Source organism: Azospirillum isscasi, from assembly GCF_030849505.1.
Classification (GTDB): domain Bacteria; phylum Pseudomonadota; class Alphaproteobacteria; order Azospirillales; family Azospirillaceae; genus Azospirillum; species Azospirillum isscasi.
Genome location: NZ_JAUJFI010000101.1, coordinates 1 through 21,599 on the forward strand (window position 1 = coordinate 1; position 21,599 = coordinate 21,599).

A 21,599-nucleotide genomic window follows, 5' to 3' on the forward strand; every position below is an offset into this window, starting at 1 on the left:
AGGGTCCAGGCATACTGGATGTTGGCCGCTGCCACCATACAGACGATGCCGACGACGATCTGCATCCAGCGCGCGCCTTCGGAAATGGGCGCCTGCGAGCCGCCAGGCGGTGCAGCGATGGACTGACTCATTACTCTTCCTCCCCAATGCGGTGATCGAACGGTTCATCTCAGCCGGGCGGGGCCGATGGTCGTTGTCGCATTGCCTTTCTTTGGGGCTTGCATGCCCTTCGCGTCTTGGCGGGACCACCGCCGCCGCCTTGGGGGAGGCTTGGTGTTCCGCATTTCGTACTTGGTATACCACAACATCAGCGAAACACAAGAACCCGTTTTCGGGAATCACAGCACAAATAATCCTTTTCGTCGCACCTATCGTTGTGGTTATGGCGCACCGGCGGTCAGTATCGGAAAAACCCGACTTCTGTACTACACCTTTTTGTAACGCAAAAAAATGGCCGCGCCAAAGCAGGCGCGGCCTCGCAAAGAGTTCGCTTCACTTACGATCACAACAGTGGAGAAGCCGTTACACCAAAAACGGCTGTCTCTATATTGCACAGCTTCAGACCATCGGCAACCTCATATTTGGACTGCTCTGGATGTTCCCCGCGACTTAGAAATAAATCATTCGGCTGACCCAAATCACACCGGAGGGCTGCCGACCTCCTTATTCCCTCATCACACAGTTTACGAACCCGCCGGACGCTTAATCCGGCCTCCCTCAAAAAAAGTTTGCTTGGCGAATCGTCCGTTTGCCGTACCTTTATGGAGGCGCTGCCGGCGTGGCACCGATGCCCATCCGATCACCCGCGGCGCCGTATGGAACCGGGTGGCCGTTCAACCTGTTGTTGGACCGTCCGACCGCCCGCCAAAAACGGGAGCCGCCATGAGCCGCCTCCAGTCCCGAGACTCCCAGCGGGAACCCACCCGCTTCCCGTCCCGCGCCGCCGCCGGCGCGGCCCTGCCCGATTCCGCCCGGCCCGATTCCGGAGCGAAACGCCGGGAAATCGCCATGTTCCTGCTGCTTGCGGTGGTGATCTGGCCGATCCTGTCCATCGCCGTGGTCGGCGGCTATGGCTTCCTGATCTGGATGTCGCAGCTCATCATGGGGCCACCGGGACCGCCACCGGTCTGAGCGGGGCCGTGCCATGACCGAAGAGTCGGTTGATCTGGGACGGCGTGGCTTCCTGCGTGGCCGCACCCGCGCCGCGCCCGCCGCGTTGCGCCCGCCCTGGTCGCGCATGGACCGCTTCACCGATCTGTGCAGCCGCTGCGGCGCCTGCGCCGAAGCCTGCCCGGAGGGGATCGTCCGCGCGGGCGACGGCGGCTTTCCGGAAATCGACTTCCGACGGGGCGAGTGCAGCTTCTGCGCCGCCTGCGCCGACGCCTGCCCGGAGCCGGTCTTCGACCGCGCCGCCGAGCGCCCCTGGACGCTGGCGGTGCGGATCGGCCCGTCCTGCCTCGCCGTCAACCGCATCGTCTGCCGGAGCTGCCGCGACGCCTGCCCGGAATCGGCCATCCGCTTCGCCCTGGCGCCGGGCGGCGTGGCGGTTCCCGCGGTGGACGGCGGCGCCTGCACCGGCTGTGGCGCCTGCCAGGCCGCCTGCCCCGCCGATGCCGTCACCCTGCATCCTGGACCGGAGACCGTCCATGCACCCTGACGCCCCGGACCGCCCGGGCGACGCGCCGGCGGAATGGCACATCGCCTCGATCCTCGTCCATCTGCGCCCGGAGCGCAGCCCCGGCGTGCGGGCGGCCATCGCCGCGCTGGGCGACGTGGACATCCACGTCGAGGAGCGGGGCCGGATGGTGGTTACCGTCGAAGGTCCCCACGAGGGCCGCATCGCCGACCGCATGACCGCGATTCACCTGATGGACGGGGTGATGTCGGCGGTCATGGTCTTCCACCACGCCGAGCCGCTCGCGCCTCGGACCAGTTGACTCGTCAAGAAGAAGGGGAGGCACCCATGCTCGACCGGCGGGACTTCATCAAGGCGCAGGCGGTGGCAGCCGCCGCGGCAGCGGGGGGCCTCAGCCTGCCCGCGGCGGCCCAGACCTCGATGGTGGCGGGCGAGGACGCCCAGCTCATCTGGTCCAAGGCGCCCTGCCGCTTCTGCGGCACCGGATGCAGCGTCATGGTCGCCACCAAGGACAACCGCGTCGTGGCCACCCACGGCGACATGCAGGCCGAGGTCAACCGCGGCCTGAACTGCGTGAAGGGCTATTTCCTGTCGAAGATCATGTACGGGCAGGACCGGCTGACCCAGCCGCTGCTGCGCATGCGTGACGGCAAGTACCACAAGGACGGCGAGTTCCGCCCGGTCACCTGGGACGAAGCCTTCGACGAGATGGCCAGCCAGTGGAAGCGCGTGCTGAAGGAGAAGGGGCCGGAGGCGGTGGGCATGTTCGGCTCCGGCCAATGGACGATCTGGGAGGGCTACGCCGCGTCCAAGCTGATGCGCGCCGGCTTCCGCACCAACAACCTGGACCCCAACGCCCGCCACTGCATGGCGTCCGCCGCCGTGGCCTTCATCCGCACCTTCGGCATGGACGAGCCGATGGGCTGCTACGACGATTTCGAGCACGCCGACGCCTTCGTCCTCTGGGGCTCCAACATGGCGGAGATGCACCCCATCCTGTGGACGCGCATCACCGACCGGCGGCTGGCCCACCATCATGTGAAGGTGGCCGTCCTCTCGACCTTCGAGCACCGCAGCTTCGAGCTGGCCGACATCCCCATGATCTTCGAGCCGGGGACCGATCTGGCCATCCTGAACTACATCGCCAACCACATCATCCAGACCGGGCGGGTGAACAAGGCGTTCGTCGAGAAGCACTGCAACTTCCGCCTTGGGCAGAAGGACATCGGCTACGGCCTGCGGCCCGAGAGCGTGCTGGAGGTGCGCGCGGCGAACGCCAAGGACCCGACCGATTCCAAGCCCATGAGCTTCGACGAGTTCGCCCAGTTCGTCAGCGAGTACACGCTGGACAAGACGGCGGAGCTGAGCAAGGTCCCCAAGGAGCGGCTGCTCGCGCTGGCCGAGATGTACGCCGACCCGAAGACCAAGGTCATGTCGCTGTGGACCATGGGATTCAACCAGCACGTCCGCGGCGTGTGGGTGAACCATATGGTCTACAACCTGCACCTGTTGACCGGCAAGATCTCCGAGCCGGGGAACAGCCCCTTCTCGCTGACCGGCCAGCCGTCCGCCTGCGGCACCGCGCGCGAAGTCGGCACCTTCGCCCACCGCCTGCCCGCCGACATGCAGGTGACCAACCCGGTCCACCGCTCCCACGTCGAGGAGGGCTGGAAGATCCCCAAGGGCCTGCTGCCCGGCAAGATCGGCTACCACGCGGTGCTGATGGACCGGATGCTGAAGGACGGGAAGCTCAACGCCTACTGGATCATGGTCAACAACAACCTCCAGGCGGCGCCCAACACCGACAACGAGACCTATCCCGGCTACCGCAACCCGAACAACTTCATCGTCGTCTCAGACGCCTACCCGACGGTGACCGCCGCCGCCGCCGATCTGATCCTGCCCGCCGCCATGTGGGTGGAGAAGGAGGGGGCCTACGGCAACGCGGAACGGCGGACCCATTTCTGGCACCAGCTCGTCACCGCGCCGGGGGAGGCGCGCTCCGACCTCTGGCAGATCATGGAGTTCTCCAAGCGCTTCACCACCGACGAGGTGTGGCCAAAGGAGATCCTGGACGCCAACCCCGACTTCCGCGGCAAGAACCTGTTCGACGTGCTGTTCCGCAACGGCAACGTGGACCGCTTCCCGCTGGCCGACCTGGACCCCGCCTACGACAACCGCGAATCGAAGGCGTTCGGCTTCTACGTGCAGAAGGGCCTGTTCGAGGAATACGCCGCCTTCGGGCGCGGCCACGGCCACGATCTGGCGCCCTTCGACACCTATCATGAGGTGCGCGGGCTGCGCTGGCCCGTGGTGGAGGGCAAGGAGACCAAGTGGCGCTATCGGGAAGGGCTCGACCCCTACGTCCCGAAGGGCGAGGAGGTGCGCTTCTACGGAAACCCGGACGGCAAGGCCAACCTGTTCGCCTTCCCCTACGAACCCCCGGCGGAATCGCCGGACAAGGACTTCGACCTGTGGCTGGTCACGGGCCGCGTGCTGGAGCACTGGCATTCCGGGTCCATGACCATGCGGGTGCCCGAACTCTACAAGTCCATGCCGATGGCGCTGGTCTACATGCACCCGGACGACGCCCAGGCGCGCGGTCTGCGCCGCGGGTCGGAGGTCAGGGTGATGTCGCGGCGCGGCGAGATGCGCACGCGGGTGGAGACGCGCGGGCGCAACCGTCCGCCGCGCGGGGTGGTCTTCGTGCCCTGGTTCGATTCGGCGCGCCTCATCAACAAATGCACGCTGGACGCCACCGACCCGATCAGCAAGCAGACGGACTTCAAGAAGTGCGCCGTCAAGATCGTCTCCGTCTGAGGGAGGACCCGACCCATGCGCCGTCATCTGCTGCTTGCGCTGGCCGCGGCCCTGCCCTGCCTCGTGCCCGCCCTCCTCGCCGCCCAGGGAACCGGTGCGGTGAAGGAGCCCTTCCGTCCGCCGATCCAGTTCACCGACGAGGACCCGGCCCCGCCGATCCCCGCCGACGTCACCGACGACCGGCGGGTTGCCCGCAACTATCCGGAACAGCCGCCGGTCATCCCGCACAACATCCGCGACTATCAGATCGGGTTGAACAACAACCAGTGCCTGACCTGCCACAGCCGCCAGTTCACCGGGGCCACCCAGGCGCCGATGATCAGCATCACCCATTACGTGGACCGCGACGGACAGACCCTGGGCGCGGTGGCGCCGCGCCGCTACTTCTGCACCCAGTGCCACGTCCCGCAGACCGTGGCGCAGCCGATCGTCCCCAACACCTTCAAGGACATGGACAGCCTCATCAGCCGTCCTTCGGACGGGGGTGACCGGCGATGAGGCTGCCCGACTTTCTGCTGCGGCCCTGGCGGATCATCGCGGGGCCCAGCCGCTATCTCAGCCTCGGCTTCCTGACGCTGGGCGGCTTTCTGGCCGGCGTCATGTTCTGGGGCGGCTTCAACACCGCGCTGGAGGTGACCAACACCGAGAAGTTCTGCACGAGCTGCCACGAGATGCGGGACAACGTGTTCGAGGAGCTGAAGACCACCATCCACTTCACCAACCGTTCCGGCGTGCGGGCGACCTGCCCGGACTGCCACGTCCCGCACAACTGGACCGACAAGATCGCCCGCAAGATGCAGGCGTCGAAGGAGGTCTGGGGCAAGATCTTCGGCACCATCGACACGCGCGACAAGTTCGTGGAGAAGCGGCGCGAACTGGCCGAGCATGAATGGGCGCGGCTGAAGGCCAACAACTCCCTGGAATGCCGCAACTGCCACAGCGCGGAGTCCATGGACATCACCAAGCAGGGGGCGCGGGCGGCGCGCATCCACCAGCAGTATCTGTTCAGCGGGCAGCGCACCTGCATCGACTGCCACAAGGGCATCGCGCACCGCCTGCCGAACATGGACGGCGTGCCGCCGGGCTGGAGCGAGGCCGCCACCGGGACGGACGACCCGATCGGCCGCTGGCTGGCCGACGCCACTCCGGGACCGGCGAATCCCCATTGAGGGCCCCCATTGAGGGCCCCCATGAGGGAGGAGAGAAACCTCCCGCTCCGGTTGCGGAAGCGGGAAACCGGATGCGATTGCCCCGGGGTGGCGGCGGGACGGCGGGACGGGTATAGTGCGGGGGCTTTTTCGCTTCCTTCTTTCAGGACCCTGCCGCCTTGGACCAGACCGCCGACCCCTCGCCCCAGTCCGCCACCATCGCCGAGCGCGTGGCCAAGACCGGAATCGACGAGGCGATGATCGAATCCCTCGTCCGCACCTTCTACGGCAAGATCCGGGACGACGCCCTGCTCGGCCCGGTCTTCGGCGCGGCGATCACGGACTGGGAGCCGCATCTGCAAAAGATGATGGACTTCTGGTCCTCCGTCGCCCTGCTGACCCACCGCTACGACGGGCGCCCCCTGCCCGCCCATGTCCGCTTCGACATCGGGCCGGAGCATTTCGGCCGCTGGCTGGAGCTGTTCCGCGAGACGACGGCGGAGGTCTGCACGCCCGAGGCCGCCGCCTTCTTCGAGGACCGCGCGGCCAACATCGGGCGCAGCATCCAGATGGGGGTGGATTTCTTCCGCAAGCAGACCGCCGCCGGCCCGAGCGCCGGAGCCTGATCAGGCCCCGCGCACCGGCTTGCCCTTCACGCCCCAGCTTTCGGTGAAGTCGCGCACACCGGGGATCGTCATCATGTGGGCGTCCTTGACATAGACGAACTGGTTGGGAGCCAGTTCGTATTCCGTTATGGTGATGCCCTTGGCGCGGCAGCGCTTCTGCTCCTCCGCCCGGATGCGGCGGTCGGACACCACCATGTCGGGGTGCTCCAGCCCCACCCCGGCGCAGAAGCTGCGGAAGCCGCTGTTGGTTCCCCCGGCGACGAGGCGCGGGCGGGTGTCGGGCGTGCCGCCGAAGCGGCTGGCCGCGGTGCCGACCGCCCCCCGCATGGACGGGCTGCCGACGATCCAGATCCCGCGCTCCTCCGGCGGCGGCTTCGGCACGGTGGGAGGCGGCAGGGTCGCCGCCTGCTGCGGCGGCTGGAAGCCGGGGAACTGGCACCCGGCGAACACCGCCGCGGCGGCGATCACGGCAAGTCCTTTCGACAGGGATGGCACTCTGTTGTCTCCTCCATGGCCTTCACACCGGCGCCGCCATTGGGCGCCGCTGGCGATAGCAACGCTCAAGCCGGCCCGGCGGCTCCAAGATGGCGGGTCAATGCGGCTTCGAGAAGGCGTGGGGTCACCGGCTTGTGCATCAGGCCGATGCCGTGCCGGGCGGCGTCGCGCTGCGGTTCCGGCCCGATTTCCCCCGTGACGATGAGGCCCGGCACGTCGGGGCCGAACAGGTCGCGGACGCGCAGGATGGCCTCGGTGCCGATGCGGCCCTGGCGCAGCCGGTAGTCGGCCAGCACGATGTCGGGCCGCCGCCCGCCCGCGCGCAGGCGCTCCAGCGCCTCCCCCGTGCTTCCGGCGGTCAGCACCTCGAACCCCCACTCGCCCAGCATCGCCGCCAGCCCCATCAGCACGATGGCGTCGTCCTCCACGACCACGGCCAGCCGCCCCTCCCCGGCGGCCGCTGCGCCGTCGGCCGGAGCCGCCGGGGAACCGGCCGACGGGACGCGCGGCGCCTCCTCCTGGCGGACCAAGGGCACGCTGATGGAGAAGATCGACCCGCGGCCCGGCCGCGACACCAGATCCACCGGATGGTCGAGCAGCCGCGACAGCCGGCGCACGATGGCGAGCCCAAGGCCGAGCCCCTGGTCGCGGTCCCGCTCCGGGTTGCCGATCTGGTGGAACTCCTCGAAGATGCGCTCCCGCTGGTCGGGCGGGATGCCCAGGCCGGTGTCGTGCACCTCGATGCACAGGCGCGCTCCCTGGGGCCGGCAATCGACCATCACCCGGCCCCGGTCCGTGTAGCGGATGGCGTTGTCCACCAGATTGCGCAGCATCCGCCCCAGCAGCACCCGGTCGCTGCGCACCGCGCCGGTGAAGGGAACGACCCGCCAGTCCAGTCCCTTCGCCTCGGCCAGCGGGGCATAGGCGGCGGACAGCGGGCCGAGCAGGTCGGCAACCGGGAATTCCTCGATCTGCGGCGCCACCACCCCGGCATCGAGCCGCGACACGTCCAGCAGGCTGTCCAGAAGATCCTTCAGCGTGTCCAGCCCCTGCTGCAACCGGTCCAGCGCCCGCCGTCCGGCCTCGCCGGTGACGTGGGGAGCCAGCGCCCCGGCGAACAGCAGGATGGACTGCATGGGCTGGCGCAGGTCATGGCTGGCCGCGGCCAGGAAGCGGCCCTTGGACCGGTCGGCCTCCTCCGCGGCGTGCTGGGCGCGCCGGATCTCGTGGATGTCCACCGCGGTGCCGATCCAGGAGACGATGCCCCCCTTCTCCCGCACCGGCACCACGCGGCACTGGTGCCAGCGCCACGCCCCATCGGCCCGCCGGATCCGGACGTTGCTCTGATAAGGCGTGCCGGCGGCGATGGAGCGTGTCCTCAGCTCGATGAAGCCCGAACGGTCGTCCGGATGGATGCTCTGCCAGGCCGACATGCTTTCCACGTCCTGCCCGGTGTAGGCGCGAAGTTCCACATTGTAGTATTCGGCGGTGCCGTCCGGGCGATTGAGCCACATGAGCAGCGGCGTGTTGTCCACCAGCGTCCGGAACCGCGCTTCGCTCGACCGCAGCGCCTCCTCCGCGCGCTTGCGGGCGGTGATGTCGCGGGCCACCCCGACGACGCCGATGGCCGTTCCCCAGGCATCGCGCAGGGGCATCACGCCGATCATCAGGACGCGCTTGCCCTCCTCAGTGGGGAAGGGCAGCTCCTCCTCCACCGTTTCCTCCCGCCCGGTGGCGATCACCCGTCCGCACAGCCGGTCGAGCCGCTCCGCCTCCTCCGGAGGAAACAGATCCTCGTCGGTCAGGCCGATCACTTGCTCGCGCTTCAGCCCGAACAGGTTTGCGGTCGCGGAATTGACCAGGGTGAAATGGCACTCCCGGTCCTTGGCGAAGATCGGGTCGGTGACGCTTTCCAGAAGGCTTTCCAGCAGGGCGTTCTTGTCCCGCAGCAGCGCCTCCGCCGCCTGCGCGGCGCGGCGGGTGGCCATGGTCTCAATCTCGTGCATGGCGAGGCGGGCGAAGTCCTCCAGGTCCCGTTCATCCTCCGCTCCGAATTCCGGATGGGGCTGGTGGTCGAGCAAAGAAAAGGTGCCGATCCGCAAACCGTCCGGCGTGATCAGCGGCGCCCCGGCGTAGAAGCGCAGGTGCGGCGGCCCGGCCACCATTTCATGGTCGGCGAAGCGCTCGTCCGTCCGGGCGTCGCGCACCACCAGCACCGCGTCGTCGAGGATGGTGAGGGCACAGAAGGACAGGCGCCGCGTGAGGACCACCGTCTCCAGGCCATAGCCGGCCTTGGACCACTGCCGCGTCTCGTCCACCAGATTGACCATGACGATGGGCATGCGGAAATGACGGGCACCCAGCCGGGTCAGCCGGTCGAAGGCCGCCTCCGGCGGCGTGTCGAGCACGCCGTAGCTCTTCAACCGGTCGAGCCGGGCGCGCTCATTCTCCGGCAATGGCGGCTCGAAGCTGGTCAATGTGGTCCCTTGCAAACACGACGCGGCCGGTTCGGTGCGGACGGGCCGTGACTTAGATGTGGGCAGGACCGAGGCCGATGGAAAGTCGCGGGACCGGTTTCCCTTCGCTCCGGCCTTCCCTACGCCTCCACGCTTGCGGCACAATTCCCTTGAACACAAACCCTTTGGGTCAGGGCAAGGCACCGCCGGCGACCCCACATGACCAGAAGCCGCCCCCGTCCCCAACCGGAGCACAGCATGCCGGAGAAAAGCTTGAAGGACAGCACGCCGAATCATGAATCCGCCGCCTACCGCATCGCTTTCGAGGACCGCGACTTCCTGTTGAGCGAGCCGATGCGCGGGGTGCGCTTCATGCTCGAATACGCCAAGCCGGAAGCGGAGCTGAAGGCGTGGGGCATCCGGTCCACCATCGTGGTCTACGGCAGCGCGCGTGTCCCCTCCCCCGAACGGGCGGAACAGCTTCTCCGCGACGCGCGGACTCCGGAGGAACGGCGACTGGCCGAGCGGCGGGCCAGGCAGGCCGCTTGGTACGAGGAGGCGCGGGCCTTCGGGCGCATCGTGTCGGAGCGCGGCGGCGCCCTGTCGCCCACCGCGGACGGGCAGCGGGACAACGTGATCGCCACCGGCGGCGGCCCCGGCCTGATGGAGGCCGCCAACCGCGGCGCGCAGGACGCCGGGGCGCCCAGCATCGGCTTCAACATCAGCCTGCCGCAGGAGCCGCACCCCAACCCCTACAGCACGCCGGAGCTGACCTTCCGCTTCCACTATTTCGCCATCCGCAAAATGCATCTGGCGATGCGCGCCAACGGGCTGGCGATCTTTCCCGGCGGCTTCGGCACCTTCGACGAGGCGTTCGAGATCCTGAACCTGCGCAACACCAACAAGGCGTCCCGCCTGCCCATCGTGTTCGTCGGGCGCGACTATTGGAACGAGGTGGTGAATTTCCGCGCCCTGGCCGACCACGGCATGATCAGCGCCGGCGACCTGGAGCTGTTCGACATCGCCGACACGGCGGAGGAGGCGTGGGACTGCATGACCCGGCTCGGCCTGAAGCGCGGCAACCCGCCTCTGGGGCCCGCCGGCACCGGCCTGTCCTCCGCCGACGAAAGCTGAGGCTCAGCCCGGAGGCTGGGTGTCGGCGGCGGGTACAGACGGGGTGGCGGCGTTCAGCGCGACCCGCCCGACGCCTGGGATCTTGAACGCGAGGTCGAAGGGATCGACCCCGAAGGTCATGCCCAGAAGGTTCACCTCCAGCCCCTCCTCCTTCGCCAGGAGCAGGCCGGCGATGCCGAACAGGCTGACCTGCCAGCCGGTGCCGCTGGGCGCCCGCGCGACCAGCCCGGTACCCAGATAGTCCTTGCCCAGCGCCGTCGAAGGCAGGTCCAGCCGCAGTTCCGGCACCGCCCGCCCCACCCAGGCGGCGAAGGTGTTGCTGTTGGGGCCGGGCCAGATGCGGTACTCCCCGGCGTAGGGGTAGCTCCCGGCGGCTTCGGCGATCTTGGGGATGGCGGCCTCGGCGGCGGGGCCGCGCAGTTCGGCCAGCACGGCGGGGGCCGAGCCGAACCAGCGCCCGTCCGGATCGCGGTTGCTGACCGCCACCGCGGGCAGGCCGCGGTAGACCCGCCAGCCGATCACCTCGTAGACGGTGTAGGCCGACGCCCCCGCGGGCTTCACCGCGAACCAGGGATGCGTGCCGAAGGCGCCGCGCCAGGACAGAGCGCGCGCAGCATAGACCTGCACCACCGCTTCCGGCGTCGCGGCGGGATCGGGGGCGAGGCCGACGGAGGAGCGGTCCGCCCGGCTCCAGTCCACGCCCAGCGTCGCCGTTCCCGACGCGATGACGAAGGCCGGCCCGGCCAGCAGCAGGACCAGCGTCATCAGGATGACCAGGATCGTGGCCGCCATTCTTTTCCGCACCGCTCCCTCTCGCCTCGTGCGCCGGTTCCCGGATAGGCTATCATCGTCCCGTCCGGTGTCGATGTTGTACGTTGAAGACCATACCGATGGTTCACCGAAGGAGCGCACCGATGTCCGCCGCCGAGATCACCGAGCTTCTGGAGCGCATCACCCGGCAGGCGCCGACCCGCGCCGCGACGATGGAGGTCGCCCGCGCGCTCGGCTGGACCACGGGGCCGAGCCGCAAGGGATGGAAGCTCGTCCAGCCTACCGGCTATGTCGGCGGCATGGTCGTCCCGCCCAGCGCCGATACCGCCGCCGCGGAGGCGTGGTTCGACCCGGACGGGACGGAACGCGGTCTGGCCGGTCCCAACGCGGAGTTCCCGCCCTATCTGACCAGCCTGGACACCGCCCTGTCCGCCGTCCCCGCGGCGGCGCGCGACGCCACGCTGCGCCGCGCGCTGGACCGTCACCGGCTCTGGCAGGAGGAGACCGGACGGGACGACGCCGCGCTCGCCCGCCTGCCCGCCTTCGTCATCGCGGCGTGGCTGGCGGCGAAGGTGGAGTCCGGCACGGCGGAATAAGGGACCTCAGCCGCCGGTCCCGGTTTCCTTCGGTCCGCCGTTCATCGCCTGGGCGGCGGCGAAACCGATGACCCGGTTGGCCGCCTCCGGATCGTCCACCCGCACCACCACGCCACGCCCGACCAGATGGATTCCGTGCTCCTGGAAGAGGCGGATCAGGCGGTGGTACGCCTCGCGGCGGATGACGAACTGCTCGTTGGGCTTGGTGATGAACTTGACGCCGATGATGGCCGCGTCGTCCTCCACCCGGCGCACGCCCTGGGACTTCAGCGGCTCGATGAAGCTCGGCCCCATCTCCGGGTCGGCGGACAGCTCCTTGCCGACCTCCTTCACCAGCTTCTTCACCAGCCCCATGTCGGTTTCGGGCGGGACGCGGAACTCCAGCCGCATCAGCGCCCAGTCGCGGCTGTAGTTGGTCAGCGCCTTGATCTGGCCGAAGGGCAGCGTGTGCACGGCGCCGCGGTGGTGGCGCAGCTTCAGCGAGCGCAGGGAGATGCCTTCCACCGTGCCGCGCAGTTGCCCGACCTCCACATAGTCCCCCATGTGGAAGGCGTCCTCCAGCAGGAAGAAGACGCCCGCCAGGATGTCGGCGATGGTCGATTGCGCGCCCAGACCGATGGCGATGCCGACCACCCCCGCCCCGGCCAGCAACGGCCCGATCTCGATGCCGACGGAGGACAGCATGATCATGACCAGGATGACGACCAGCACGACCTGAAGGAACTTCCGCAGCAGCGGCAGCAGGGTCGCCAGCCGCTGCCCGCGGGAGGAGACCCCGTCGTGCCGCGCCCCCTCCAGCGCCCGGTCGATGGCCCGCACCACCATCGTCCAGGCGACGTAGCCCAGCAGCAGAACGACGGTCACGTTGAACAGCAGCCGCAGGACGATGCCGGTCGTCCCCGTGGCCTGCTCCACCCGGAACCCCCAGATGGCCGCCGTGGCGAAGACGCCGACGACGAACAGGGCCGACCACAGCGCCCGCATCACCCGCGCCACCGCGGCCTTGCCCGCCTCCGTCTCCTCCCCCCGGTAGAAGCGGGCGAGCGGACGCTGCGCCATCAGGGCGACGGCGGGCACGGCCAGCGCCACCAGCAGGCTGGCGAGCATCCGCGGCCCCGTCGCCGGCTCCAGCCGCACCGCCGCCGCCGCGACGACCAGCCACAAGGCGACCAGATAGACCGACGCCGCCACCGCCCACAGGCCCAGCGTGGGGTGGTCCTTCGCCTCGATGCCGAGCGGGCGGGCGAGGGCCCGCACCACCGCCGCCCGCCCGCGCCAGACGCGGTGGAGCAGGAAAAGGAAGGGAACCGTGCTCAACGGCAGGCCGACGGCGACGATGGCATCCCCGCCCACCCCCAGCGCCAGCAGAAGATCGACCAGACCCAGCACCGTCGCGGCCAGCGTGACCGTCACCACGCCGGTGCGGTGCAGGGCCCGCGCGTCGGCATCCTCCAGCGGAATCAGGCGCAGCGCCGGACGGTCCGGCGCGCAAAGGAAACGGATCAGCCGGTCGGTCACCAACACGGTCAGCGCCGCCTGGAGCACCGCCAGCAGAACCGCCGGGGCTGCGGGGTGCGGCGGGCGCACGATGGCGTAGACGACCAGAACCCCAAGCGCGAAGGCGGCCACCGGCACCAGCCCCAGCACGAAGCGCAGCGCCCCCGCCAGCAACGGCGCCCCGCTGTCCGCCTCCAGCCTTCGGCGCGTCCCCGCCAGCGCCCGCCCGGTCAGCAGCAACGCCGCGGTCCCCGCCGCGAAGAGGATCAGCAGCCCGCGCAGCAGGCGCAGCGGATGCACCGCCGCCTCCCGCCCGTTGGGACGCGCGAAGGCATCCGACAGAATGGACGGAAGCCGCGGGTAGATGGCCGCCACCGCCTCCAGCCGCGCGGCATACAGCTCCAGCGCCGTCGCCGGCCCTCCCGCCACGGAAGCGGGGGCATTCCCCGCCGGGGCCGCCGTTGGAGCCGCCGTTGGAGCCGCCGTTGGAGCCGCCGTCTGGGCCGTTGCCGGCATGACAGGCAAACCGGCGAACAACAGCGCCGAGATCAGCAGGCCGACAAGCTGCCGAAGGGCCGGCCTCCGGAGAAGGGAGCGGCATTTCCCCGAATCTTCGTCCATAGGGGCCATCCAGCCGGAGAGCGACGGAGCGGCGGCCCACCGGATCGGGAAAGGCAGCGCCCATGGCTTGAGACGCTCGTCCCCAGCCCCGCCGGGAAGCCAGTACGTTACCGTTGCCTACCGGGCCGCCTCACCCCAGGCTTCCTCCCGCCGGGGGATTCCTCCGGGCGTCGAGTTCCAGGAGTTCGCGCAGCAGCTCGCGCTCCAATTCGGCGATCAGGCGGCGGTAGTCGCGGGCGCAGGCGTCGGCTTCAGGGCCAGGGGCACGCTCCCACGCGGTGTGGGCGGCCAGCGCGTCGCCATAGTCGGCGCACAAGGTCCGCAGGCGCGGGTTCCTGGGGATCTCGTCGAGGATCAGCCCCTTGAAGGCCGGAAAGCGGACGATGAGAAGCTGGAGGAGGCTGTCCATCGGCAGGGCATGTCCATCCCCGCTCTCCGTTCCGGACGTCCGCGAGGCCAAGGGATTGCAGCGTGCTGGTCGGCGGGGCAAGCCTCCGCCCGCGGACAGCTATCGCACAGGGTTCCGGCGGACACAGCGTACTTTACGGTAAGACGCCCGTTCGTGACCTGCCTTCATGGCCGGACCGCTTCAATCCTTCCTCAAATGCCTCAAATCCAACGGTCCTTCACCGACCGGTCCTTCACCGACAGCCCTTCAACGGCCACAAGGAATCGCCGCATGCGTCCGCCATCGCTCCCGTCCCTCGGGCTTCACGCCGCCGCGCCAGCCCTGATGATGGCCTTGGCGATGGCCCTGACACTTGCGGCGGCCACCCCGGCCCAGGCGCAGTTCGGGCTGTTCCTCGGCGGGCGCGGCGGGGTGGACCTGACGGACGAGGACTGGGATCTGTTCCGCAACGCGCTGCGCGACGCCCTGACCCCCATGGAAGCCGGGCGGCGCACCGAGTGGAACAACCCCAAGACCGGGGTGCGCGGCGACGTGGTCGTGCAGAAGATCCACGAACGGGACGGCGCGCCCTGCGGCGACGTGCAGGCCAACTTCATCCGGCGCACCGTCCAGCCCTACCGGCTGACCTTCTGCCGCATGGCCAACGGGCAATGGGCCATCGCGCCTTGAAGACCCCTTCTTCCGGGCGTCAGAAACCGGTTTCGCGGATCAGCACGGCCAGAGCGGTGCGCCAGAAACGGTCGGCCAGACTGCGCGCCTCGCCGTCCACGCGGGCGACGCCGCGCAACTGGTGGGCGGGACCCGGCTGCGTCCGGTCGAGCGGGGCCAGGGTCACCCGGTAGACGGCCTCCACCGGCTTCAGGTTGGAGCGCGCAGCCTCCGCGTTCGTGCGCCCCATGGACGGGCCGGACTGGTTTTCCACCGCGATCGGACCGCCGTGGAGCGAGGCCAGGGCGGGAATGTCCAGCCCCTTCACGCCCACCCGGTCCACCGCCGTCACCCGCGCCTCCATCCGGGGGCGCAGCGGGTCGTCGGGGTGGAAGACCGCGGCCGCGCCGGACATCACGCGGGTGAGGTCGTTCTCCGCCACATAGCCGACCAGTTCCCCGCCGCCGTCCGCGACGATCTGGCCGAGCGCCAGCGACGGCCCCACCCAGCGTCCGGGCCGCAGCGCGTCGGCGACATCGACCAGCGTGCCGGCGATGGGCGCGCGGATGTCCAGCCGCGCCAGACTGTCGAGCAGGCCCTGCCGGTCGGCCAGGGCGGCGGCCAGATCCTCCTCCATCACGCGCACCCGGTCCAGGCCGTCGCGGGCGGCCAGCATGCGGTCGATCCGGTCCTGGGCCAGGGCGATGCGCAGCTCCGACTGGTGCAGCTTGTTCGCCAGCTCCGGCGCGTCCAGGCGGAACAGCAGGTCGCCCGCCGCCACGCGCTGGCCGGGCCGGGCCAGCACCTCCGCCATGCGGGCCGGGACCGGGGCGAACAGGGTGGAGAAGCCCTCCGCCCGCCACACCGACGGCACCGCGATGCTGCCGGTGACCGGGACGAAGGCCAGCCAGACCAGCGCGGCCAGGCCGCCCAGGGTCATCAGCAGGTTTCGGTTGGGCCGCAGGCTGCCGCGCTGCTCCCACCAGACCTTCATTTCGTTGTACAGGGGCCGCAAAATGAACCAGCCGATTTCCACCGCGAACAACAGAATGCCCAACACCTTGACGAACATGTGATAGACCAGCAGCGCGATGCCGATGAACAGCACCAGCCGGTACACCCAGGTGGCGAAGGCATAGGCCAGCATCACCCGGTGCATCCAGGGCTCGAACCGCTCCGGCACCTCCTCGCCCAAACCGAACAGCCATTCGCGCAGCCGCCAGCGGGCCAGCGCGAAGGCGCGGTCCTGAAGGTTCGGCACGTCCAGCGCGTCGGCCAGCAGGTAATAGCCGTCGAAGCGCATGAAGGGGCTGAGGTTGATCGTCAGGGTCGTCACCCAGCTCACCGTCGCCACGAAGAAGGCGGCGCTGCGCAAGGGCCCGTCCGGCAGAAAGCTCCAGGCCAGCGTGGCGAAGGCGGCCAGCGCCAGCTCCGTCAGCATGCCCGCGGCGGCGATCTGCAGCCGGGCGCGGCGGGACACCAGCCGCCAGGCGTCGCTGGTGTCGGTGTAGAGCACTGGCCACAGGACCAGGAAGGCCAACCCCATGGTCGGCACCCGGCAGCCGTAGCGTTTCGCGGTGTAGGCGTGACCCAGCTCGTGCAGCGACTTCGTCACCAGCAGGGTCAGGCCGTAGAAGGCCATGCCTTCGAGCGTGAAGAAGTGCAGGAAGGTGTGGGCGAAGCTGTCCCACTGGCGCATCGCCAGGATGAGGCCCAGAATTCCGGCGCCGATCACCGTCCAGAGCCAGCCCCGGCTGTAGAACGGCGCCACGAAGCGCACGGTGGCGTTCAGGAAGGCGTCGGGGCGGACCAGCGGGATGCGGAAGAACAGGTAGTTGTGAAGCAGCCACATCCACCAGGAGGTGCGCCGCGCCGCCACCTGTTTCGTCAGGAAATCGACGTCGGCGCCCTGGGTCAGGTTGTTGGCGGCCAGAAACCGGTACAGGCCGACGACCTCTTCCGCCTCCGGCTCCAGGACGGTTTCGGCGGCCACCGCGCCGGCGATGGCGCGGGGCGATCCGCAATGCCAGCGGGCGATGACCTCGAAGGCGCCATGGCCGATGCGGAAATAGCGGTTGCGCACCGGATCGTGGATCGTCCAGCAGGGCGACCCGTCCGGCGCCGGCGGGGCCGGCAGCAGTTGAAGCTCCTCGCGCAGCGGCGGCAGCCGCACGCTGTCCAGCGGGTCCACCGGCGTGACAACCGCCGGCCCCGTCATGCCGATGGCGGCGGCGCCCATGGGTCAGATCCCCACGGTCTGGCGCAGCGCGGCCAACGGGCGGCGGAACAGATAGAAGGCCAGCGGCACCCGTTCCCCCTGGATCTTGGCCGTGCCGCGCAGCCCGATGCGCGGCGTCGGCTGGTCCGGCGCCAGATCGGCGCGGACGCGGTAGGCCAGAACCCCGCCCTGGGTCAGCCCCGGCTCGTAGCTGGCGTGGGCGACCGTCGCGCGCAACGGGCGCAGGGGATCGACGTTCAGGTACAGGCTGACCTCCGCCCCCACCTGCAGCACGATCGCGTCGTTGACGGGCACATGGACGTCCACCTCCGCGGACTGCGGATCGGCCAGCGTCAGGATGCGCTCGCCCACCGCCACCGGCTTGCCCAGCCAGTCGTTGGTGTCGGTGAAGACCGCGATGCCCGTCCGCTCCGCCTTCACGGTGACCCGGTCCATCAGGTCGCGGGCGAAATCCATCTCCGCCCGGCGCAGTTCCACCTGGGTCTTCAACTGGGCGATGCGCGCCTTGCTCTGCGGATCGGCGAAGGCCCCCTGGGAGGCGGTCAGCAGTTCGGCCTCCGCCGAGGCCAGCGCCTTGCGCGCCACCTCCAGGCGGCTCTTCAGAACCGTCGCCTCGAAGGTGAACAGCGGCTGGCCGGCGGTCACCGGCTCGTTCGGCTGGACGTGGAACCGCTCGATCACGCCTTCCAGCGGCGCGCTGACGATCAGCGGGCCGCGCGGCGCGACCTCCGCCGGGGCCAGCGTCGATTGCGGGACGGGGATGGCCAGCAGCCCCGCCAGGACGGCCACCACCGCCAGCGCCCACAGCCCCTTGCGCGCCCGCAGCCCGGACCGGCGCCCGGCGTGGGTCAGCGCCCACCAGGCGTGCCCGTAGCCGCCGGAAAGCTGGCCGAGCAGCACCTTCTCCCCTTCCGTCCACACATCGTCGCGGGCGAGCCACAGGGCCGCCGTGACCGTGCCGTCCGGCCCGTGCAGGGGCACCCACAGCGCCTGGGACGGACCCCACTGGCCCCAGTCGCGGGCCAGGGCGGGGGGCACCTCCGCCGGGGAGACGGTGTGCAGGTCGCGCGCCTCCGCCCCCGCGGCGATGGCCGAGGCCGCCGCCTCCAACCAGCGGGTGAAGGGGGCGTCGCGTTCCGGAACGGCGATGTTGGACACGGCCTCCAGCCGCGCCTTGCCCGTCGGCGCGACGGTCAGGAAGACCGCCTGCTGATAGGCGACCATCCGGCGCGTCTGGTTGACCAGGAAGAAGCGCAGCGCTTCCGGATTCTGGGCCTGCCGGGCCTCCTGCTGCAAATTCAGGAGGAGCAGGAGGCCGTTCAGCGGGTTGGCCGCCTCCATCCGGACGGACTGGACGTCATCGGGCACCTTTGGCCTCCTCCGGCGGGTTGAAGCGGGCGGTGCCGCTCATGCCCGCGACGAGGTTCGGGGCGTTGCCCTGCTTGTCGGCCAGCAGTTTCCCCGTCACCTTCAGCGATTGGCTGACCGGGTCCACGCGGGCGCCGATCAGCGCGACCTCGCCGTCCAGAACCTCGCCCGTCTCGTCGATGCGCAGCTCGAACCGCTGGCCGGGCTTCAGCCAGACCAGCCAGGAGGACGGGACGATCAGCTCCACCCGCAGGTCGCGGTCGGACAGGACCTCCAGCAAGGCCGTGCCGGCGGGAACCGACTCATGCTCGCGGATCCGCTGTTCCACCACCTTGCCGTCGAAGGGCGCCTTCACGTCGCAGCGGCGGACCTCGATCTCCGCCTTGCGCAGGTCGGCGCGGGCGGCCTCGGCCTTCACCTCGGCCATTTCGACCTCGGCCCCGCCGATGGACTTCAACTGCTCCAGCCGGCGGCTCTGCCGCACCGTGACCTCGGCGGCGCGCAGGTTGGCGCGGGCCGCATCGACCGCCGCCTGGTAATGGCTGCAATCGAAGGCGACGAGCGTCTGGCCCGCCTTGAAGGACTGGCCCGCCTCGACGGTGATCCGCCCGATGCGCCCGGCGATCTCGCTGGACAGGACGGCGTGCTGCCGCGCCTCGATCAGCGCCCGCACCCCGCCTTCGGGGGCCGGTGCCGGGTCGGCGGCGGCAAGCGGAAGGGGAACCAGCGCGAAAGCCAGCGCGGCAAGGAAGCGTGAGGGGCGAGGACGGCACATCATGGCAGAGATTTTCTGCACCCATTGCTCCGGAAACGCAACGATCCAGGAATCGCAAGCGATCCTGCACGCTTATTTGTTTCAGCACCGGCAAGCCGGCACAGCCGGGAGGGGCGGCGCCCGGACGCCGCCCCGCAGGCATCAGCGCGCGGTGGCGTGGCCAACCGGGGCCAGCGCGCTCGGCGGAACCGTGTAGACCTTCACCGGCTCCGAACGGCTGGACGGGCTGTAGGACACCGTCATCGGGGCGGTCGTCGGAGCCGCCGCCGGCTGCGGCAGTTCGGCCACCGTCACGCGCTCGGGTGCGACGGCCTTGCGCTCCGCCGGCTCCACGGTGCGCGCAGCGACCGGGGCCGCCTTCGGCTCCTCGACCTTCTCAACCGGGGCCTTCTCAACCGGGGCCTTCTCGGCCGGAGCCTTTTCGGAGGTCGTGGCGGCGGGAACCAGCAGGTCCTGGAGGCGCGCCGTGCCGCCGGCCTTCTGCTGCCAGGCGCCCAGCCCATCGGACACGGCCTGACGCAGGGTGGCGAGGTCCTGGGAGGGGACGGCCTCCGGCATCGGATCGACGCCCGCCGACACCATGACGCGCGCATAGGCGTTCTGGAGATCGGCGTAGACCAGATCGCGCCGCAGGTCGGAGACGAGTTCCGACACCTCGGCCTGGATCACGCTCAGGTCGCCCTGCTGGCCGACCGTGCTGCTGTTGACGTACTGCTGCCGGATGCGGCGGTCGATGGACGCCTGATCGGCGTTGAGGGTGAACTCCTGCGACAACTCGCGGAACTGCACCATCGCCACGCGCACCTGGCTCAGCACCGCGACGCTCAGCGCCTGGCGGCGGAAGGCGACCAGCTCTTCCTGGGCCTTGGAGAAGGCGTGGGTGTCCGGGGCGGAGGCCAGCGACAGGATGTTCCACGACACCCGCGCTCCATAGTCGGCCCAGCGCTGGTTCAGCAGGAAGCTGTTGCTGTCGTAGTGCAGGCCGGCGTTCAGGTCGATGCCGGGAAGCAGCTTCAGCAGGGCGCGGCGCGTCTCGTCGGCGGTGATGCGGGCGTTGTAGGATTCCTCCAGCAGCTCCGGACGGTTCAGCAGCGCGTAGGTTTCCAGCGATTCGACCGAAGCCGTGATCGCCGGCACGTCCTTGCCGGTGACGTCCGGCGGCATCTGCAGGCTGAAGTTGTCACCCGGCGGCAGGCCCATCAGCGCGCCGAGCTGCGACTTCGCGGCCACCAGTTCGCGCCGCAGGGTCTGGAGCTGGCGCAGCGTATCGACCAGCGCGCGCTGGTAGGACAGCGTCTGCAACGGGGCCTGGATGCGCTGCGCCTCCAGGGCGTTGGCGTTCTTGCGCGCCGCCTCGATGCGCTTCTCCAGCGGCTCGATGCGCTTCAGCAGCCGCTCCGCCGCCACCGCGCGCCAGTAGGAGGTGCGCACGTCCTGCAGGATGCCCTGCACGACGCGGCGGCGGCGCTCGTCGGCGATCAGGACGAGGTTGGAGTTCTGGCGGGCGCGCAGGTAGCTGACGCCGAAATCGAGAATGTTCCAGGTGAAGCCCAGATCGGCGGTGCGGCGGTGCCGGTCCGTGGCCGTGGTGCTCTCGCCGGTGCGGCGGCCGGTGGCGAGGTTCAGGCTTTCCGATCCGGATTCGTTGTTGCGCCCGGTGTAGCCGGCCCCCGCCACGAGGCGCGGCAGCATGTCGAACCGCGACAGGTCGAGCTGCTGGTTGGCGACCGCCATTTCCATCAGCTTCACACGTTCGTCAAGGTTGTACTTGATGGCCCGCGCCATCGCCTCGTGCATCGACACGGGACCGGCGATCGGCTCCTGCGGCGACATGATGACCGACATGTCCTCGCGCAGGCGGGACACGTTCTCGTCGTCGCTCAGGGGCTTGGGACTGACGGAACATCCGCTGGCCAGCAGGGCAGCGGCAACCAGGGCGAAGGACGCGCGGGCCTTGCGGCCGCGCGGCCGGAGGGAGGGAGCGAAGCGGGTCATTCTCGTCGGCAATCCATTCGGCAAGAAAAGCATAGGTGGGAAGAAGGAGGGGGGCACGGGCGGCGCTAGGCCGCCCGGCTTCCCGGAGGTACGTGCGCGGAGAGGGCGGCCAGCAGCGCCGCGGACTGTGCGTCGGCGGCTCCGTGAATCTGAGCCACCTGACGGGAGAAGGCCGGGCGGCCCGCGGAACCGTCGAGGTCGGCGCGCGGCGCGGGGGCCTGCCCCTGCCCGTCCGTTCCCGACGGGGCGTTGTCCGGATCGCCACCCGCCGGCGCATCGCCGGACGGCGGCTGGCCCTGCCCCTGGGGCTGGCCCTGGGGTTGGCCCTGGGGCTGTCCTTGCGGCCCTCCCTGTCCGCCACGGTT

The 21,599-nt window shown here is 69.8% G+C and carries 20 protein-coding genes; 11 read left to right on the forward strand and 9 right to left on the reverse strand.

The genetic code is table 11. The features are described from left to right. The first annotated feature begins 882 nt into the window (after positions 1–882). The 7 genes from napE (at position 883) to QSG27_RS18690 (ending at position 6,230) form a co-directional block, all read left to right on the forward strand. A complete protein-coding gene (napE, locus tag QSG27_RS18660; RefSeq protein WP_306708743.1) occupies positions 883–1,131 on the forward strand; it encodes a periplasmic nitrate reductase, NapE protein in 249 nt (82 codons plus the stop codon). Between the two features lie 13 nt (positions 1,132–1,144). Beyond that, entirely contained in the window at positions 1,145–1,657 is a 513-nt protein-coding gene (gene napF, locus QSG27_RS18665) for a ferredoxin-type protein NapF (RefSeq protein WP_306708745.1), read from the forward strand. Further along, the gene (locus QSG27_RS18670) at positions 1,647–1,937 is read left to right on the forward strand and encodes a chaperone NapD (RefSeq protein ID WP_306708747.1); all 291 of its coding nucleotides are present in this window, start codon (positions 1,647–1,649) and stop codon (positions 1,935–1,937) included. The genes napF and QSG27_RS18670 overlap by 11 nt, the downstream gene beginning before the upstream one ends. Positions 1,938–1,963: 26 nt before the next feature. Beyond that, positions 1,964–4,456 (forward strand): periplasmic nitrate reductase subunit alpha, encoded by a 2,493-nt coding sequence (gene napA / locus QSG27_RS18675; RefSeq protein ID WP_306708749.1) that lies wholly within the window; start codon positions 1,964–1,966, stop codon positions 4,454–4,456. 15 nt (positions 4,457–4,471) lie between these two features. After that, positions 4,472–4,954, forward strand: a complete 483-nt coding sequence (locus tag QSG27_RS18680) for a nitrate reductase cytochrome c-type subunit (protein WP_306708751.1) — start codon at positions 4,472–4,474, stop codon at positions 4,952–4,954. After that, complete coding sequence (locus QSG27_RS18685) at positions 4,951–5,625, forward strand: cytochrome c3 family protein (RefSeq protein ID WP_306708753.1); 675 nt, start codon at positions 4,951–4,953, stop codon at positions 5,623–5,625. Before QSG27_RS18680 ends, QSG27_RS18685 begins: the two co-directional genes overlap by 4 nt. 158 nt (positions 5,626–5,783) lie before the next feature. Beyond that, complete coding sequence (locus QSG27_RS18690; RefSeq protein ID WP_306708755.1) at positions 5,784–6,230, forward strand: group III truncated hemoglobin; 447 nt, start codon at positions 5,784–5,786, stop codon at positions 6,228–6,230. On the opposite strand, the gene QSG27_RS18695 is transcribed toward QSG27_RS18690, so the two are convergent. Then, positions 6,231–6,725 carry a substrate-binding domain-containing protein gene (locus tag QSG27_RS18695; RefSeq protein WP_306708757.1) on the reverse strand — a complete coding sequence of 165 codons (495 nt, stop codon included), beginning with the start codon at positions 6,723–6,725 and terminating at the stop codon, positions 6,231–6,233. 65 nt (positions 6,726–6,790) lie between these two features. Then, on the reverse strand, positions 6,791–9,202 hold the full coding sequence (locus QSG27_RS18700; RefSeq protein ID WP_306708759.1) for a hybrid sensor histidine kinase/response regulator: 2,412 nt from the start codon (positions 9,200–9,202) through the stop codon (positions 6,791–6,793). Between the two features lie 237 nt (positions 9,203–9,439). Here QSG27_RS18700 and QSG27_RS18705 point away from each other — a divergent pair, with 237 nt between their 5' ends. Further along, positions 9,440–10,315, forward strand: coding sequence for an LOG family protein (locus tag QSG27_RS18705; RefSeq protein ID WP_306708761.1), 876 nt, complete (start codon positions 9,440–9,442; stop codon positions 10,313–10,315). Between the two features lie 3 nt (positions 10,316–10,318). On the opposite strand, the gene QSG27_RS18710 is transcribed toward QSG27_RS18705, so the two are convergent. Beyond that, the gene (locus QSG27_RS18710; protein WP_306708763.1) at positions 10,319–11,107 is read right to left on the reverse strand and encodes a DUF3750 domain-containing protein; all 789 of its coding nucleotides are present in this window, start codon (positions 11,105–11,107) and stop codon (positions 10,319–10,321) included. A 122-nt stretch (positions 11,108–11,229) separates the two neighbouring features. Between QSG27_RS18710 and QSG27_RS18715 the strand changes: the two genes are divergently transcribed. Then, positions 11,230–11,682 (forward strand): hypothetical protein, encoded by a 453-nt coding sequence (locus QSG27_RS18715; protein ID WP_306708765.1) that lies wholly within the window; start codon positions 11,230–11,232, stop codon positions 11,680–11,682. A 6-nt stretch (positions 11,683–11,688) separates the two neighbouring features. Here the strand turns inward: QSG27_RS18715 and QSG27_RS18720 are convergent, their stop codons facing one another. Both QSG27_RS18720 and QSG27_RS18725 read right to left on the reverse strand, forming a co-directional pair. After that, a complete protein-coding gene (locus tag QSG27_RS18720; RefSeq protein WP_306708767.1) occupies positions 11,689–13,608 on the reverse strand; it encodes a mechanosensitive ion channel family protein in 1,920 nt (639 codons plus the stop codon). A 322-nt stretch (positions 13,609–13,930) separates the two neighbouring features. Continuing rightward, positions 13,931–14,209 (reverse strand): hypothetical protein, encoded by a 279-nt coding sequence (locus tag QSG27_RS18725; protein WP_306708769.1) that lies wholly within the window; start codon positions 14,207–14,209, stop codon positions 13,931–13,933. A gap of 339 nt (positions 14,210–14,548) precedes the next feature. Between QSG27_RS18725 and QSG27_RS18730 the strand changes: the two genes are divergently transcribed. Beyond that, positions 14,549–14,878 carry an RT0821/Lpp0805 family surface protein gene (locus tag QSG27_RS18730; protein ID WP_306708770.1) on the forward strand — a complete coding sequence of 110 codons (330 nt, stop codon included), beginning with the start codon at positions 14,549–14,551 and terminating at the stop codon, positions 14,876–14,878. Between the two features lie 19 nt (positions 14,879–14,897). On the opposite strand, the gene QSG27_RS18735 is transcribed toward QSG27_RS18730, so the two are convergent. The 4 genes from QSG27_RS18735 to QSG27_RS18750 form a co-directional block, all read right to left on the reverse strand. Then, a complete protein-coding gene (locus QSG27_RS18735; protein WP_306708772.1) occupies positions 14,898–17,096 on the reverse strand; it encodes an HlyD family efflux transporter periplasmic adaptor subunit in 2,199 nt (732 codons plus the stop codon). 3 nt (positions 17,097–17,099) lie between these two features. After that, the gene (locus tag QSG27_RS18740; protein ID WP_306708774.1) at positions 17,100–18,464 is read right to left on the reverse strand and encodes an efflux RND transporter periplasmic adaptor subunit; all 1,365 of its coding nucleotides are present in this window, start codon (positions 18,462–18,464) and stop codon (positions 17,100–17,102) included. After that, on the reverse strand, positions 18,454–19,242 hold the full coding sequence (locus QSG27_RS18745; RefSeq protein WP_306708776.1) for an efflux RND transporter periplasmic adaptor subunit: 789 nt from the start codon (positions 19,240–19,242) through the stop codon (positions 18,454–18,456). The genes QSG27_RS18740 and QSG27_RS18745 overlap by 11 nt, the downstream gene beginning before the upstream one ends. A gap of 138 nt (positions 19,243–19,380) precedes the next feature. After that, positions 19,381–21,234 (reverse strand): TolC family protein, encoded by a 1,854-nt coding sequence (locus QSG27_RS18750; RefSeq protein WP_306708778.1) that lies wholly within the window; start codon positions 21,232–21,234, stop codon positions 19,381–19,383. Between the two features lie 143 nt (positions 21,235–21,377). On the opposite strand from QSG27_RS18750, the gene QSG27_RS18755 reads away from it, so the two are divergent. Beyond that, positions 21,378–21,599 (forward strand): hypothetical protein (locus QSG27_RS18755; protein WP_306708780.1); only part of this gene is annotated, 222 nt, incomplete at its 3' end.

What these genes read in the sequence shown, in the direction of transcription:
- QSG27_RS18745 (WP_306708776.1), bottom strand. Translation starts at nt 19,242, where the DNA reads ATGATGTGCCGTCCTCGCCCCTCACGCTTCCTTGCCGCGCTGGCTTTC.
- QSG27_RS18725 (WP_306708769.1), bottom strand. Translation starts at nt 14,209, where the DNA reads ATGGACAGCCTCCTCCAGCTTCTCATCGTCCGCTTTCCGGCCTTCAAG.
- QSG27_RS18670 (WP_306708747.1), top strand. Translation starts at nt 1,647, where the DNA reads ATGCACCCTGACGCCCCGGACCGCCCGGGCGACGCGCCGGCGGAATGG.
- napE (WP_306708743.1), top strand. Translation starts at nt 883, where the DNA reads ATGAGCCGCCTCCAGTCCCGAGACTCCCAGCGGGAACCCACCCGCTTC.
- napA (WP_306708749.1), top strand. Translation starts at nt 1,964, where the DNA reads ATGCTCGACCGGCGGGACTTCATCAAGGCGCAGGCGGTGGCAGCCGCC.
- QSG27_RS18715 (WP_306708765.1), top strand. Translation starts at nt 11,230, where the DNA reads ATGTCCGCCGCCGAGATCACCGAGCTTCTGGAGCGCATCACCCGGCAG.
- QSG27_RS18735 (WP_306708772.1), bottom strand. Translation starts at nt 17,096, where the DNA reads ATGGGCGCCGCCGCCATCGGCATGACGGGGCCGGCGGTTGTCACGCCG.
- QSG27_RS18705 (WP_306708761.1), top strand. Translation starts at nt 9,440, where the DNA reads ATGCCGGAGAAAAGCTTGAAGGACAGCACGCCGAATCATGAATCCGCC.
- napF (WP_306708745.1), top strand. Translation starts at nt 1,145, where the DNA reads ATGACCGAAGAGTCGGTTGATCTGGGACGGCGTGGCTTCCTGCGTGGC.
- QSG27_RS18710 (WP_306708763.1), bottom strand. Translation starts at nt 11,107, where the DNA reads ATGGCGGCCACGATCCTGGTCATCCTGATGACGCTGGTCCTGCTGCTG.
- QSG27_RS18750 (WP_306708778.1), bottom strand. Translation starts at nt 21,234, where the DNA reads ATGACCCGCTTCGCTCCCTCCCTCCGGCCGCGCGGCCGCAAGGCCCGC.
- QSG27_RS18730 (WP_306708770.1), top strand. Translation starts at nt 14,549, where the DNA reads ATGGCCCTGACACTTGCGGCGGCCACCCCGGCCCAGGCGCAGTTCGGG.
- QSG27_RS18680 (WP_306708751.1), top strand. Translation starts at nt 4,472, where the DNA reads ATGCGCCGTCATCTGCTGCTTGCGCTGGCCGCGGCCCTGCCCTGCCTC.
- QSG27_RS18685 (WP_306708753.1), top strand. Translation starts at nt 4,951, where the DNA reads ATGAGGCTGCCCGACTTTCTGCTGCGGCCCTGGCGGATCATCGCGGGG.